This window comes from Nodularia spumigena CCY9414 (assembly GCF_000340565.2).
Lineage (GTDB): Bacteria > Cyanobacteriota > Cyanobacteriia > Cyanobacteriales > Nostocaceae > Nodularia > Nodularia spumigena.
This window is the reverse complement of the sequence record NZ_CP007203.1, coordinates 260,337-275,972: the sequence shown is the minus strand read 5'-3', so window position 1 is coordinate 275,972 and position 15,636 is coordinate 260,337. Positions and strand designations below refer to the sequence as shown.

At 40.1% G+C, this 15,636-nt stretch carries 11 protein-coding genes; 7 read left to right on the top strand and 4 right to left on the bottom strand.

The window, feature by feature from the left end; genetic code table 11:
• Nucleotides 1-332: 332 nt before the first annotated feature.
• The 5 genes from NSP_RS01240 to NSP_RS01220 all read left to right on the top strand — a co-directional run bounded on the left by NSP_RS01240 (nt 333) and on the right by NSP_RS01220 (nt 6,082).
• Complete coding sequence (locus NSP_RS01240; RefSeq protein ID WP_006197931.1) at nt 333-1,001, top strand: glutathione S-transferase family protein; 669 nt, start codon at nt 333-335, stop codon at nt 999-1,001.
• Nucleotides 1,002-1,036: 35 nt separating this feature from the next.
• A complete protein-coding gene (locus NSP_RS01235) occupies nt 1,037-1,360 on the top strand; it encodes a hypothetical protein (protein WP_006197932.1) in 324 nt (107 codons plus the stop codon).
• A gap of 224 nt (nt 1,361-1,584) precedes the next feature.
• Nucleotides 1,585-3,864, top strand: a complete 2,280-nt coding sequence (gene glgB, locus NSP_RS01230; RefSeq protein ID WP_006197933.1) for a 1,4-alpha-glucan branching enzyme — start codon at nt 1,585-1,587, stop codon at nt 3,862-3,864.
• Nucleotides 3,865-4,065: 201 nt separating this feature from the next.
• Nucleotides 4,066-5,343, top strand: coding sequence for an RNA-guided endonuclease IscB (iscB, locus tag NSP_RS01225; protein ID WP_006194169.1), 1,278 nt, complete (start codon nt 4,066-4,068; stop codon nt 5,341-5,343).
• Nucleotides 5,344-5,863: 520 nt separating this feature from the next.
• Nucleotides 5,864-6,082 carry a helix-turn-helix transcriptional regulator gene (locus NSP_RS01220; protein ID WP_231859518.1) on the top strand — a complete coding sequence of 73 codons (219 nt, stop codon included), beginning with the start codon at nt 5,864-5,866 and terminating at the stop codon, nt 6,080-6,082.
• Nucleotides 6,083-6,262: 180 nt separating this feature from the next.
• Here NSP_RS01220 and NSP_RS01215 read toward each other — a convergent pair whose 3' ends face one another.
• Nucleotides 6,263-7,096 carry an Rpn family recombination-promoting nuclease/putative transposase gene (locus NSP_RS01215; protein ID WP_006197935.1) on the bottom strand — a complete coding sequence of 278 codons (834 nt, stop codon included), beginning with the start codon at nt 7,094-7,096 and terminating at the stop codon, nt 6,263-6,265.
• Nucleotides 7,097-7,240: 144 nt separating this feature from the next.
• Between NSP_RS01215 and NSP_RS01210 the strand changes: the two genes are divergently transcribed.
• Complete coding sequence (locus NSP_RS01210; RefSeq protein ID WP_006197936.1) at nt 7,241-9,001, top strand: ABC transporter ATP-binding protein; 1,761 nt, start codon at nt 7,241-7,243, stop codon at nt 8,999-9,001.
• 263 nt (nt 9,002-9,264) lie between these two features.
• Nucleotides 9,265-11,070, top strand: a complete 1,806-nt coding sequence (locus tag NSP_RS01205) for an ATP-binding cassette domain-containing protein (protein ID WP_017803724.1) — start codon at nt 9,265-9,267, stop codon at nt 11,068-11,070.
• Nucleotides 11,071-11,244: 174 nt separating this feature from the next.
• On the opposite strand, the gene NSP_RS01200 is transcribed toward NSP_RS01205, so the two are convergent.
• The 3 genes from NSP_RS01200 to NSP_RS01190 form a co-directional block, all read right to left on the bottom strand.
• A complete protein-coding gene (locus tag NSP_RS01200) occupies nt 11,245-11,631 on the bottom strand; it encodes a DUF1636 domain-containing protein (RefSeq protein WP_006197939.1) in 387 nt (128 codons plus the stop codon).
• Between the two features lie 71 nt (nt 11,632-11,702).
• Nucleotides 11,703-12,713 carry an iron-siderophore ABC transporter substrate-binding protein gene (locus NSP_RS01195; protein ID WP_006197941.1) on the bottom strand — a complete coding sequence of 337 codons (1,011 nt, stop codon included), beginning with the start codon at nt 12,711-12,713 and terminating at the stop codon, nt 11,703-11,705.
• Nucleotides 12,714-12,745: 32 nt separating this feature from the next.
• Nucleotides 12,746-15,304 (bottom strand): TonB-dependent receptor, encoded by a 2,559-nt coding sequence (locus tag NSP_RS01190; protein WP_017803723.1) that lies wholly within the window; start codon nt 15,302-15,304, stop codon nt 12,746-12,748.
• Nucleotides 15,305-15,636 lie beyond the last annotated feature (332 nt).

Here is a 15,636-nt window from a genome sequence, read left to right as displayed (position 1 = left end):
CATGGTGTAATTTCCTCCGGAAATCAGTTTGTTTCCTTTTGGGCGAGCATACAGCATCTTCTTGTTAAGTGGAGTAAAACCTCTCATTAAGGCGGCAGAGCAAGGACACTGGTAAATATGCTTACATTTCCAACCAAGTGTTCTTTTGAGGACTTACGCAGGAATTCCTGAAACTCTCATTCCACCGTGTTATCTGCGGCTTCTGTGGTTGTTTATTTCATAATCTTGCGTAAGTCCTACTACTGCTATGATTGTTCAATCAAGATAGTTCCTTTGAAGATCTCGCAGTTAAGCGTATAAAATTTATCCTTATTGTGGGAAAAAGTAGTTTTATGTTGCTACTGCAATTTAGTACATCTCATTATTGTCGCAAAGCCCGTCTAGGGCTGGGCTATAAGCAAATTAATTATAAGAGTGAAAATCTGACTCCTGGCTTGCATATCCTGCGAGTTAAGCCCCTGACGGGTTTGAAGACTCTGCCTGTCTTGTTACCGCAAGTTGTAGGTCAACCGGATGCGATCGCTGATTCTACCGCAATTTTAAAATTTCTGGAAACTTACCAAACAGAACCACCGTTATTCTTACCTGACCATGAACAGCAGGCAGAAGCCTGGATGCTAGAAGATTGGTTAGATGAAAGCATCGGTACAGCCACGAGATTTGTATATTATCAGTTTCGCGCAGGGGAAGGTAAGCAAATAGACCCTTCACTACTTAGTCAGACCGTAATCTCAGTAGTGCGCCAACAATATGGCATCAACCAGGCTAGTGTAGAATTAGCTAAAAATAGACTGGTCACTGCGTTTTCAGAGTTATCTATTCGCTGGCAAAGAAATGATTACTTAGTAGGAAATAGGTTAAGTGTGGCAGACATTAGCGCAGCTGCCTTACTGAGTCCTTTAGCACTCATTCCCCAGTATCGTCAAGGATATCCTTGGTTATTTGAACGCATTGTCCAAATCCATCAATTGTGTAATGAACCATTACCGCCGGGATTGTGAGGTGAGGGAGTGTGGGGAGTGTGGGGAGTGGGAAAATGAGGAAGAACCAGAAAATAGGATTTTGGGTTTTAATTGTTAGCACGAGCATTCTGCTGTGGTTAACTAGCTATTGGGGGACATCTGTAGTTGCATTACCACCGCCAGAAGATATACCAGAAGAAATACTGAGGACAGAAATTATTATAGACGCGCGATCGCCTATTGATGGCAAACCTCTAAATGCTGCCGAATACGCAGAACTACAAGAACAGCTACAAGTCAGTCCTCCACCTAAACTGAGTGCCGGTTTACGGCAAACTGTTTTCCTCATCCAGTTACGTAAAGCCTTACTGCAAATTTTTCCTTTTTTAGATATTTGACAAAGTTACTTTTATGTGCATATTTGACCATCAACAGATCATCCTGAAAAGATTGATGCCCCATTGTGATGTACGATAACGGTGGCGACAAAATGACAAATAAATGTAACCAATATATTTAAAACCATAAATTTAGGTTTTTCTGAGCAAAACCAGGCTGTACTCCATAGAGTCAGCGATCGCTGTATATCATTCAATTACTTTATTTAGATGTAGGTAGCTTCATGTCCATGACCACAATTGTCCCAGAACAGGTTAACCGTATAGTAGGGAATCAGCACCACGACCCCTTTGAAATACTAGGTTCTCATTACATAGAACAAAATGGCAAAAAAGTCTGGGCTGTGCGAGCCTACCTACCAAATGCCAGTGCCGCATGGGTAGTTCTGCCTGAACAACGTCAGGAATACCCAATGCAGGCAGTACATGATCCGCATTTTTTTGAATGCCTAATTGAAGTAGCAGAACTGACAAACTACCAATTACGGATTAAAGAAGGCGAACATGAGCGTGTCACTTATGACCCCTACGCCTTCCGTTCTCCCAATTTGACAGACTTTGACTTACATCTGTTTTCCGAAGGCAATCATCACCGGATATACGAGAAAATGGGAGCGCATCCCACAGAAATCAAGGGTGTGAAAGGCGTTTATTTTGCCGTTTGGGCCCCCAATGCTCGTAACGTTTCCCTGCTAGGAGATTTCAACCTCTGGGACGGACGTAAACACCAGATGCGAAAAGGTTCTACAGGGGTTTGGGAATTATTCATACCCGAAATCGGCGTGGGAGAGCATTACAAATATGAAATTAAAAATTTTGAAGGACATATTTACGAAAAAACCGATCCCTACGGTTTCCAGCAAGAACCCCGTCCGAAAACGGCATCCATTGTCACTGATTTAAGTGCTTACACTTGGTCTGACGAAAACTGGATGGAAAAACGTCGTCACACTGACCCCCTCACCCAACCGATTTCAGTCTACGAAGTACATTTAGGCTCTTGGTTACACGCATCTAGTTCAGAACCCGCTAAATTACCCAATGGCGAGACAGAACCTGTAGTTGTAGTTTCCGAACTCAAACCAGGCGCACGTTTCCTGACCTACAGAGAACTAGCAGACCGACTGATTCCCTATGTCAAAGAATTGGGATACACCCATTTAGAACTGCTACCTATTGCCGAACATCCCTTTGATGGTTCTTGGGGTTATCAAGTAACTGGGTACTATGCCCCTACTTCCCGGTTTGGCAGCGCTGAAGATTTCATGTATTTTGTTGACAAATGTCACCAAAATGATATAGGCGTAATTGTCGATTGGGTTCCCGGTCACTTTCCTAAAGATGGTCATGGTTTAGCCTTCTTCGATGGTAGTCACCTTTATGAACACTCCGACCCCCGCAAAGGCGAACATAAGGAATGGGGTACTCTAGTTTTCAACTACAATCGTCACGAAGTTAGAAATTTCTTAGTAGCAAATGCCCTCTTCTGGTTTGACAAATACCATATTGATGGAATTCGGGTTGATGCTGTCGCTTCGATGCTGTACCTTGACTATTGCCGTGAACCAGGAGAATGGGTAACTAACCAATATGGTGGCAGAGAAAACTTAGAAGCAGCAGATTTTCTGCGTCAGGTAAATCACCTTCTGTTCAGTTATTTTCCTGGTGTTCTCTCAATTGCGGAAGAATCCACTTCCTGGCCTATGGTATCTTGGCCTACCTACACAGGCGGATTAGGTTTTAACTTAAAGTGGAATATGGGCTGGATGCACGATATGCTGGACTATTTCAGCATGGACCCGTGGTTCCGCCAGTTCCATCAAAATAATATTACCTTTAGTATGTGGTACAACCACAGTGAAAACTTCATGCTGGCTTTGTCCCATGATGAAGTGGTACATGGTAAGAGCAATATCATTGGCAAAATGCCCGGTGATACATGGCAGAAGTTAGCGAATGTGCGTTGTTTATTTAGCTATATGTTCGCTCACCCAGGAAAGAAAACCATGTTTATGAGCATGGAGTTTGGACAATGGAGTGAGTGGAATGTCTGGGCTGACTTGGAGTGGCAATTATTACAGTATGAAGACCACCAACAATTAAAGCAGTTTTTCCAAGACATCAACCATCTTTACCGTTCTGAACCAGCTTTATATACCCAAGATTTTGCCCAGGATGGTTTTGAGTGGATTGATTGTAGCGACAACCGCCATAGTGTAGTTTCTTTTGTCCGTTATGACAAAGATTCTGATGATTTCGTCATCGTGGTTTGCAACTTCACACCCCAACCCCATTCTCACTACCGCATTGGTGTACCGCAAGAAGGATTTTATACCGAGTTGTTTAATAGTGATGCCCGTCCCTATGGCGGCAGTAATATGGGCAATTTAGGTGGTAAATGGACGGATAACTGGTCATTGCACAGTCGTCCTTATTCCCTAGATTTATGTCTGCCTCCTTTGGGTGTGTTAATGCTGAAGTTGGATAAGCAGAAGAGAGCATAAATAAACGGAGTAATCTGTAGTTTATGTGAACCAAACCACTCAAAACATGAGTAAACGTTATCTAGGTCATAACACCTTGGGATTCGCTAGTCCCCTGCCATGTTGCTACTTATTAAACAATCCGCAAGGATAGTGTATTTAGCATAACAAGCTCAGATAACAAGGTTGAAGCAAACATTACCCTGAAAAGGTGAAATTTAAATGTCTAATTTTGTTCTAGTTCTTGATACCAACAAAAAACCACTTACTCCAATTCATCCAGGAGATGCACGTTTTTTATTAAATCAACAAAAAGCTGCTGTATTTAGAAGATTTCCATTTACCATAATTTTGAAAGAACCTAAATCTGAAGTTCCAACTCAACCGATTGAATTAAAAATAGATCCAGGGAGTAAAACTACAGGTTTTGCGTTAGTTCAAAATAATAAAGTCATCTGGGGTATGGAATTACAACACAGAGGTTTAGCTATTAAAGAAAGCCTAGAAACTCGAAAAGGAGTAAGGCGAGGAAGACGTTCTAGACATACTCGTTATCGTCAAGCTAGATTTCTTAACCGCACTAAACCTCAAGGTTGGTTAGCACCTTCTTTAAGCCATAGAGTTTTAACTATTAACACTTGGGTTAAAAGATTATGTAATTTTGCCCCAATAACTGACATAGTTCAAGAGCTTGCTAGGTTTGACCTACAGCAGCTAGAAAACCCGGAGATATCAGGCTTTGAGTATCAACAGGGAGAGTTACAAGGGTATGAAGTCCGTGAATATCTTTTGAATAAATGGAATAGAAAATGTGCATACTGTACTGCGGAAAATGTCCCTTTACAAGTTGAGCATATTAAACCAAAAGCCAAAGGAGGAACTAATAGAATTTCTAATTTGTGTCTAGCTTGTGAGAAATGCAATATCAAAAAAGGTACTCAAGATATTGAGAAGTTTTTAGCAAAAAAGCCTGAGTTGTTGAAGCAAATTTTATCCCAAGCCAAGCGTCCACTAAAAGATGCGTCTGCTGTAAATTCAACGAGATGGGCTTTATTTAATAAGTTAAAAGAAACTGGATTACCTATAACAACAGGTTCAGGAGGTTTAACTAAGTTTAATAGAACTCGTTTAGGATTGCCTAAAACTCATTGGATTGATGCTGCTTGTGTAGGAAAAGTTGAAACTCTCAAAATACTGACAACAAAAATTTTAACAGTAAAAAGCACGGGGCATAGTTGCAGAAGATTCTGTAGGATCAATAAATTTGGTTTTCCTTGCACTGAGCCTAAAAAAATATTCACTCATGTTTCTACAGGAGATTTTGTTAAGGCTACTTTGCACAAAGATCGTAAAAACATAACTTCTGGAAAGTATGTAAGTCGTGTTAAAACTCCCACAAAAAACGGATGTGAGATTGTTATCAATGGTTTTAGAGTTGAATTTTCAACAATGAAAGATATTACTAAGGTTCATTGTAGTGACGGGTATAGCTACGTTTGACTACGGACAACTACAATTTTATGAGATTAAATGCAAAGACAACTGAGGCAATGGAATAATACGCCACCCTCACCTCCTCTTACTATTCGTGAGGGACTTCCAATTAAAAAATACTCAACCATCTAACGCAAAAACCTCTGAAACTTTTATTCCTCCGTGTCCTCTGTGTCTGGTGTGGTATGCGCTTCGCGCACGTTACGCTAAAGCGTAGCTTTTGCTTTAGGGATAGGTTCAATTGGAGAATTTATTTCTTGGAAGTCCCTGAGACATAAAGCCCCCGTCATTCATGTCGGGGAGTATGTCAATTTCATTGTTGAGGACTATTTGCAACTAAACCTATCTTTTTGCCGAATATTGGGGCGCTGGTTTAGCGATCGCATTTTTTACCCTCACAGCATTAGGAAATGTAATACATCTGCGTTCCATTGCCGTTCCCTATTGGAGAACTGATCGCCAAGTTAATGCTGATTTTTTTGGGTTTATATTGAGAAATCTTCTCTAAATTTTGCTAATCTAGGTGGTGAATGAACGAAAACTGAAGCAGGGTTTTCGGCAAATATTTGGGACTACAGTTTTTGGCTACCTGCATGATCATCGCATGGAACAAGCTAAACAAATGTTAGCAGAACAAAAATTGTCTGTTGCCGAAGTTGCCCATGCTGTGGGCTATTCTCACCTGAGTCACTTTGCATCTGTCTTAGGAGCTACTGTGTACACAAAAGTCGAAGTAAACTACTAGGGGCTAATATGTACACACAAGCTTACTAAGGAGAGGGGTGAGGTTTTTATATGTATCTCATGCACCTAGTAAACACTATGCTTTCTCAATACTCGCGTAGCGGCCTTCCCGGAGGGAAGAAGGTACATTTCATGCCTGTGTAGCAGTGATTTTCACTCGCCTGTGGCAAGATGCAAGCGCTTATCGCGCAGCTTTTATAACTTCTGCAACGTCTAATTCCAGTGCTTCTGCTACCTGCTCTAAAGTTAACCCCAACTTCAATAACCGAGGTACTGCTTCAAGTTTACCTTCAAGTTTACCTTCAAATTTACCCTCAAGTTTACCCTCAAGTTTACCCTCAACGCGCCCCTTACGCTCTCCGTCTTCCAAGCCTTCTTGGTAAACCCTTGTTTGTTTCAAATCGCCTAATCCTAACATTGCCTGAATCTCCGCTTGACTCTTTTGAGGAAACTTATAAACAATGATTGTCTCTATTAATTCTACTAATTTTCTACTCACCTGTTGATCAATAACTTGTCTACTCCTCTCAATTAAAATCCGCGCTTTTACACTGGCTTGTTCTGGTGGTTCTAGTACCAACGTAAGAGTTGCTAAACCGATTGACTGATTAGCCAAGTCTCTCAACTCATCTAGGTAAATGACTTGCACTCGTTGACTATCAAAAAACTCCCAGTAGCGCATCGGTACACCAGGGTCGAGACGGCGACTCATCCAGATAACAGTTCCCCGCCAATCGTTGAGTATTTCCGTTTTATCCAGATACATAAAAATTTCCGTGAGGAGACGGGAATAAAGTCCGGGATCAGGTTGAAATTGAAATTCAGTGAAATGAATCGGACGGTCTAATTCTGGTTGTTTCGGCAAAAACGCTCCATCAATCCGAAAAGCCGTTTGTTTGACTTCCACTGATAAAAATTCATAGGCTTCCGCTTCAATTGGAGATTGACCCAGCAGTTCAAAGAAAACACCGGGAAACGTTTTAAACAGTCGATAGAGAATTGAATCAGTTTTCACTTACTCAAAAAAGCAACAAAGATCAATACATATATCAAGATATATTCGCATTAAATAGGCATAATTAAGCGTAAAATAGGATAATTAGCTAAAAATTATTCTCTTTTCTTCTCCACAATCCGCCTTGCTGACCGCTAAAGCTTTATGAAAATTGGACTACGGCAATACTGGAATTTACTTGTAGATTATCTTCAACCCCAAAAGGGCAGGGTTCTTAAGTTTGCGATCGCACTCTTAGCCAGCATCGGACTACAATTAGTCAACCCCCAAATTCTGCGCTATTTCATTGACACAGCCGTAGCAGGAGGTTCTGGGCGAAACCTACTCATATCAGCCCTACTATTTATAGGTGTAGCCTTAATAACTCAACTAATCACCATTGCTGCTACCTACTACGGTGAAAACGTCGCCTGGAGAGCCACCAACGCCTTACGCGCTGACTTAGTTGAGCATTGTTTGCAACTAGACTTATCCTTTCACAAATACACTACACCCGGTGAATTACTAGAGAGAGTAGATGGTGATGTTCAGACTCTTTCGCAATTCTTCTCCAAATTCACCGTTTACATCTTGGGCAATTTGCTGTTGATGTCAGGTGTCATTGTAGTGCTATTTGCTGAAGATTGGCGTGCTGGGATTGCGATCGCCTTTTTTTCCCTGACAGCATTAGGAACTTTAATACGTCTGCGTTCCATAGCCGTTCCCTATTGGAGAACCTATCGCCAAATTAGTGCTGATTTCTTTGGTTTCGTCGGGGAACAATTAGCCGGAATGGAAGACATTCGCGCCAATGGTGCTAAAAGCTATGTGATGCAACGCTTCCACAAAATTTTGCAAGGCTGGCTACCCATCTTTCATCAAGCCCGCTTTGCCAGTACAATTCTTTGGAGTACGACAAACGGTATCTTTGCATTAGGAACTGCGATCGCTTTAACCGTTGGTGCTTACCTTTGGAGTCAAAATATTATTACTATCGGCACAGTATATTTACTATACTACTACACAAACTTACTCAGCGAACCCATTGAACAAATTCGCAACCAATTTGAAGACCTGCAACAAGCAGAAGCCAGTATTTACCGCATTCAAGACTTACTGCAAGAAAAATCCCAACTCAGTGCAGGAGGAGAACAAAGACTTCCTCAAGGCGCACTTTCGGTAAACTTTGATCACCTTTCCTTTAGCTACAATGACCGAAAATCCCAAGATGAAGATTTGGTACTGCAAGACATATCCTTTAATTTACCTGCTGGACATATCTTGGGTTTATTGGGGCGGACAGGTAGCGGTAAATCTTCCCTAGCACGGTTATTACTGAGATTGTATGACCCAAAATCAGGCTCAATTCACTTGGGTGGCGTACCAATTAACCAGACATACTTAACAGATTTACCTCAAAAAATAGGATTAGTCACCCAGGATGTACAACTGTTTCAAACAACAGTACGAAATAATCTCACCTTTTTTAACCAGAATATTAGCGACGAACGCATCTATGAAACCTTAGAAATATTAGGATTATCACAATGGTTGCATTTATTACCCCAAGGCTTAGATACAAATTTGGGGACAGATAGTAGCGGCTTATCTGCGGGACAAGCGCAGTTACTCGCATTTACGCGCGTATTCCTCAAAGATCCTGGTTTAGTCATATTAGATGAAGCCTCCTCACGCCTTGACCCCATTACCGAGAAACTAATTGAAAAAGCCGTTGATAAATTACTAACTGGACGTACAGGCATCATTATTGCTCATCGTTTAGCCACCGTACAAAAAGCAAATCAAATATTAATTTTAGAGCAAGGTCGAATTAGAGAATATGGTCAACGAGAAGAATTACTTAAAAATCCCGAATCACGTTTTTCCCAGTTACTACAAACTGGCTTAACCGACTTATTAACCTAACACCGCAGCGCGGAAGTCAAAAATCAAAAGTCAAAAGTCAAAAATTTGATTTTATAGGCTTTTCATCAGATGAGAATAGTTGATTTATTTACGCCCTCCCTTCTTCCTTTGTGTAGTTCTCCCAAAGGGAGAGGCTAGCGCCAATGCGTACTTTGCGGTTCGTAGTTCTCATATAATTCATCCAGCACAGCCGCAAAAAAATCATGCTCCCTCTCCTTACTAAGGAGAGGGCTGGGGTGAGGTTCTTCTCTTTACTAACTATCATGACAACAACAAAAAAGCCTAAACATTGGGAACTAATATGGCAACTTATTCGCTACAAACCAAAACTATATATCCTTGATAGCATCTACTGGATATTAATTATGGGTTTGCCAGCCCTACCCGGCTTAATCATCCGCGAATTTTTCAACCGTTTAACAAACGAGACACAGTTAGGACTATCACCTCTAGCCTTAATTGCATTATTACTAGCACTGAACTTAGGACATATAGTAGTTATATTTGCGGGGCGAGTTACCAAAACCCAACACCGTTTTCTGATGCGGTCATTACTGCGCCATAATTTGTTAGACCGCCTGTTTGAAAATCCCACATCACAGCCAATAGTTGTGAATGAAAATTCAGAAAAAACCGTATCTCAAGGTGAAATAATTAGCTATTTTCGTGATGATGCTGAACAAATAGAAGACAACGTAGCATGGATATCAGAAGTTTCAGGAGAAGGAATATTTGCTGTTATTTGTTTAGTAGTTTTATTGACTATTAATGTGCGGATGACACTGTTTGTATTTCTGCCTTTAGTAGGAATGGTAGCAATTCTGCAACGAGCCGAAACGCGGATCAAAAAGTACAGAAAAGCCAGCCGCAAAGCCACCGAAAAAGTTACAGGAATATTAGGTGAAATATTTGGTTCAGTTCAAGCGATTAAAGTAGCTGGCGCAGAAAAAAATGTGTTGGATTATTTTCGCACCTTAAATGACCAACGCCGTCAGACAATGATTAAGGATAGTTTGTTTAACGCTATTCTCAATTCTTCCTTTCAAAATATGGTTAATTTGGGGACAGGAATAATTTTGCTGTTAGCTTCTCAATTAATGCAGAGTGGTGTGAATCAATTAACAGTAGGCGACTTTGCTTTATTTGTATATAACCTCTCATTTGTAACCAGCTTTTTTACTTCTGCTGGTGGTTTTATGGCGTTGTCTAAGCACACAGAAGTGTCTTTTGAAAGAATGGCTAGTTTACTCTCTGGTGCATCAGTATATATTTTAGTAGCTCCCAATCAACTTTATTTAAATGATTTGAATGGTCTTCAGAAAGATTTACCAGTAATAAAACAACCTGGTAAAAGTGAGACAGATAATCTCCAATCTTTGAGAATATCTCATCTAACTTATATTTATCCTGGTACTAACCAAGGAGTTACAGATATCAGCTTTGAAATTCAGCGTGGTAGTTTAACTGTAATTACTGGTCATATTGGTGCTGGTAAAACTACATTACTGCGTTTGTTATTAGGATTGTTACCTAAACAAAGTGGGGAAATTTACTGGAACGGGAATATTATAGAAAATACCGCCAGTTTCTTTGTTCCACCTCGCAGCGCTTATACTCCCCAAATTCCGCAACTATTTAGCTATACCCTGCGCGAAAATATTTTGTTGGGCTTGTCTAAAAATGAAATAGATATCGCCACAGCTTTAAATATGGCTGTATTTGAACAAGATTTAGCTACTATGAATGAAAGCTTAGAAACATTAGTTGGTTCCAAAGGTGTGCGACTTTCTGGTGGACAAATGCAACGAGTAGCAGCAGCGCGAATGTTTATCCGTCAACCGGAATTATTAGTATTTGACGACCTTTCCAGCGCTTTGGATGTGGAGACAGAATTGGCGTTATGGTCGCGGATATTTGTGAATAGTTCTGAACAGCAAGATAATTCTTGGACACCAACCTGTCTTGTAGTTTCGCATCGCCCTTCTGTGTTGCGTCGCGCCGACCAGATTATTGTCTTGAAAGCAGGAAGAATAGAAGCCCAAGGTAAATTTGATCAAATTTTCCAGTAAGAAGGTTTGTAGTAAGGACTTTAGTCCTTTCCATACTGGGGTGATTTCTTCGGGTAATTTGTTTCCAGATAAAACCCCACCCCTAGCCCCTCCGGTGCAAGCGAGGAGGGGAGATAAAGCAAAAGTTTGGCAAGTTTTCGCGTTTCGTAAGTATTCAACCGGAATTGATATAATTTACCTTGTCTCTGGTGTGGGAGGGATGCGGACTAAAAGATGAGAACGAAGTGTTCCAGGTAATTTCCCAGGTAAAACATATCCATCTTGACTCTCTTGATAAAGCTGGCTGAATTGAAACAAATCAGTGATGCTGTTCTGTGTCAAATCCACAAAGTGATATGTATATTTTTGCGGACAAACAAAGCTGACAGCACAAGAATATTTTTTAACGCAAGTCCACAAACACCCCACCGGCTGTATATTGAGAGTGCTGTAAATTGAATCGTTTTTTTGCACTTCCAGCAGCTTCAGCAATAGTTGATTTCCTTCGGCGCGTTCGTCTGCTTCTTCGTGAGAGAGAACAGCACTACACGATTTACAAACAAATAAGGTATGAAGTGTCATGGCGACTTGATAAAAAATAAATAAACAAAATATTTAACCCTAAATTCACATAAATAAAGCTTTCATCAATATTATGATTGATTAATGAGATACTTAAATAAATCATCAATAATTGCGTTAGCAGCTAACATACCACTACCAATCCAGTATCTTGGGACTAAATAAACTTTATTTTCTTGCACAGCTTTTAAATTTTGCCACAGGGGATTTGATTTGAGATTTTCTAAATTTCTTTGCGCTGTTAGATTGCCTTTAGCATCACTTTCTTCATTTGTCCAGATAAATATAACATCACCATCGGCTTTTTCGATTAATTCTTTACCTATAGACATTTGAATCGGATTACCAAATAATTTTACAGACTCTGAAGCAGTATAATTTTGGGATTCTGGACGAGATAATCCAGCATCTTGCAAGACTGTTCCGCAGAAGGAATCAAGTAGGTAAAGGTTGATTTTATCTGGATAGACACGCACTACAGAAACTTTGATTTTTGATAAATCTTTGCCCATTTGCTGCTTAAAATCTTCAAGGCGACGGTAATAACTCTCTATTACTTCTTGAGCAGTTTTTTCCTTATTTAATGCCACACTAGTATTGTTAAATACCTCTTTCCATGTACCACTATGTGGAAATCCCAACAAAACTGTTGGTGCTATTTGTGAGAATAAAGAATACAATGATTGCTGATAGGCAAACCCTAAAATAAAGTCTGGTTTGATGCCAAGAATGCTTTCTAAATTAGGCTCACCACTTTTGCCGATGTTATTGACTCCTATTAGCTGATCCTGGAAGTATGATGAGAATTCGGAAATAACAGCACCAATAGGTTTAACCCCTAATGCGATCGCATTTTCTAAGGAAGCATTATCTAAAGTCACCAGTCGCTCAAATTTTTCGGGAACACAGGTGATTCCCACAGCGTGTTTAACATCACGACAAGCTGTGTTTGTTATTTGTTCATTAACAGGTAGAGAACCACCATGATGACAAGCTACAGTTAGCAATAAAGTACAAAATATTGCGATCGCCAATCGCCAGCAGCGAGTTAAGCGTTTGAATTTGATATAACTGTCATTCATGATGGTTACTAAATACCTGATTTTCCTCAGAATTAAAATGTCACAGAAAAACTACCAATAACTGTTAATGGTGCGCCCGGTTCTATGGCTACTCTCCCAAAATTTGCTCCTTGGAAATACTTTTCATTAAACAGATTTTGGATATTAACCCCAGCCCGCCAATTATCACGTTGATAGTAAATTGCTGCGTCTGTTCTGAGATAACCAGGGATGATATAGGTATTGTTGAAGTCACCTTGGCGATCGCCTACATAAAATAAACCAAAACCAAAACCTAACCCTTGCAAATCACCCTGTTGCAATTCGTAAGTTGTCCACAAACTAGCTGTATTAAATGGGACATTAGCTGGACTATTTCCCAGCAAACCGTCATTATCTTTGGTAATCTCGGCATCAATATGGGAATAAGATGCGATCACATTCCAACCAGGACTAATTTCTCCTGCCACATTGAGTTCAATACCTTGGTTGCGTTGTTCACCTATAGAATTGAAAAAGTCTGGATTAGCAAGATCAGTTGTGGCAATATTTGTTTTTGTAATACGATAAGCTGCCAAAGTAGCTGCTAATCTACCATCCAAAAATTCACCTTTTACTCCTACTTCATACTGAGTTCCCCGTTCAGCTTCTAGAATTGAACCATCTGGTCTTGTACCAAAGTTTGGTTGAAATGATTGGCTATAACTAGCATAAAGAGAAATAGGTTCAATAGGTTGATAAACAATACCCAATCTGGGAGTGAAAGCGGAATCATAGCGACCAAATTCAGAACCATCCCGTAAATCTGTACTGTTTTGATCGACAGTATCAAACCGTCCACCGACAAGCAATTTTAAATTATCTGCAAACGCTATTTGGTTTTGCAAGAAAATTCCTAGACCATCGGTGCTACCCTGGCTATTACGCACAACGTTAGTTAATTCGTCTAAACCAGGTCTAGGTGCGGCGTTGTAAACTGGATTGAATACATCAATACTGGGTGTAATTCCTCCTGGCGCTCGGCTTTGAGTTCCTCCTGATGTGGATCTAGCTAAGTCAACACCAAACAAAAGAGTATGATTAATCGAGCCTGTAGCAAACTTACCAACTACATCAGTTTGTAAAGTATAATTTTCTTGATAATCATCATTGGATCTAAAGTTCCGTGTGAGAATGCCTGTTGTTTCATTTAATCTGACAGGTTCAGCACGATAATCAGAAGTATCTGAACTTTGATATCTGAAAGCATTACGGACTTTCCAATTATCGTTAAAGTTATGCTCTAAACGATAGCTCAAACCTATTTCTTCAATTTTGCTAACATCATCTGGTTCGCCCAATATTCGTTCTAAAGGTATATCCAGAATACCCTCACCAAAGGCTAAAAATCCCCGATCAAACGGACGCTCATCGTTGAGATAGTCAAATTGAACCGTTAAGTTAGTTGCTTGCCCAATTTCCCATTTTAAAGTGGGTGAAATAAAGAATCTTTGAATATCTTGATCAAAATCACGGAAACCATCGGAAGTTTCGTAAACAGAATTGAGCCTATAGAGCAGAGTTTTATCAGAATTTAGTGGACCAGAGATATCAATACTAGGGCGGAATGTGGAGAAACTACTCACTGACAATTCAGCATTATAGTAGGGATCTTTTAGAGGCTGCTTTGTAATTAAATTAATTACTCCTCCCGGTTCAACACCACCATATAAAATTGAAGCTGGACCTTTAAGAACTTCTATCCGTTCAACGTTGGCGGTTTCTCTAATACCACGTCGTCCATCTTTAAAACCATCAGTTAAAATACTTCCACCCAAAGTACCACCAGCAAAAAATCCCCGAATGCCAATTTGGTCTGATGTACCACCAAACCCACCATCTTGAACCACACCACCAATATTCAGCAGCGCATCTCTTAAACGAGTGACTCTTTGATCTTTGATCACTTGTTCAGGAACTACTTGAATAGTCTGAGGAATGTCTCGGATGAGAGTATCAGTTCTAGTTCCAGTGGAAGCACTGGGTACACGGTATCTATCTTGCTCACCTGTGACTAATAATTCAATCGGTTCTTGAGTTTCAGTAGTTGCTTGTTCTTCTACTGGTGGTGTTTGAGTAGTAGACACAGTTGAAATAACACCAAAAATCAAACCTTCGTCACTATCAAATAACTGAACTTGTGGCGCACTAGCTTCACCCGTTACAGTGACGCGAATTGTGTTCGCATTCAAATTGCTAACTGTAAATTCAGTGATTCCCGCAGTGGGGTTTTCTTGACGGACAACATCACCATTAGGTAAGCTTAATTGGGAATTAAGAAGATCAACAATATAGCTATTGCCTTCACTCAGATTTGTGAGTTGGAGTTTATCTGATTGATTAGTTACTAAGATTACTTCTATCCCTGTGTCTGTTGCTTGTAAGTTGACACCCGTTACCTGAATCAGAGACTGAGCCAGCAACTGCTGAATACTTGTCGCAGATTGTTCTATGTTATTTAATTGAGAAAGTCTGCCTATTGGTTTTTGGTTCTCTTCAGCCGAAACAGGTGGGTTAACCAATACCAAAGCTAAACTGACCATCCAAGCTAGTTTTTGTAACTGATTTGACATCACTCTACTCTACTCACCACACAAATAGGTAACTGGGGGTAAAGGACTGGGTACTGGGGACAGGAATTAAGAAGTCCAATTAATTAATATCTAATATCTAATACCTAATACCCAATAACCTTTACTTTTCTAATTTATAATTCCTATCAAGAAGCTTACAGGAAATCTCTCGAATGTGGATGAGTGCTTTGAACGCTAGACGGAATTTTTTGAACGCTAGACGGAATTTTGGCATTTTTTGTTGTATAGCTGGGGAGTGGTCCGTGGTCCGTGGTCCGTAGGGTAAAAACCTTTCGGTGTCTAACTTTTATGATCAGTTTATTTCCTAACGT

Bases quoted from the DNA above. Each gene is read 5' to 3' on its own strand.
- NSP_RS01205 (WP_017803724.1), top strand. From the start codon at position 9,265: ATGACAACAACAAAAAAGCCTAAACATTGGGAACTAATATGGCAACTT.
- iscB (WP_006194169.1), top strand. From the start codon at position 4,066: ATGTCTAATTTTGTTCTAGTTCTTGATACCAACAAAAAACCACTTACT.
- NSP_RS01235 (WP_006197932.1), top strand. From the start codon at position 1,037: ATGAGGAAGAACCAGAAAATAGGATTTTGGGTTTTAATTGTTAGCACG.
- NSP_RS01190 (WP_017803723.1), bottom strand. From the start codon at position 15,304: ATGTCAAATCAGTTACAAAAACTAGCTTGGATGGTCAGTTTAGCTTTG.
- NSP_RS01195 (WP_006197941.1), bottom strand. From the start codon at position 12,713: ATGAATGACAGTTATATCAAATTCAAACGCTTAACTCGCTGCTGGCGA.
- glgB (WP_006197933.1), top strand. From the start codon at position 1,585: ATGTCCATGACCACAATTGTCCCAGAACAGGTTAACCGTATAGTAGGG.
- NSP_RS01210 (WP_006197936.1), top strand. From the start codon at position 7,241: ATGAAAATTGGACTACGGCAATACTGGAATTTACTTGTAGATTATCTT.
- NSP_RS01240 (WP_006197931.1), top strand. From the start codon at position 333: ATGTTGCTACTGCAATTTAGTACATCTCATTATTGTCGCAAAGCCCGT.
- NSP_RS01200 (WP_006197939.1), bottom strand. From the start codon at position 11,631: ATGACACTTCATACCTTATTTGTTTGTAAATCGTGTAGTGCTGTTCTC.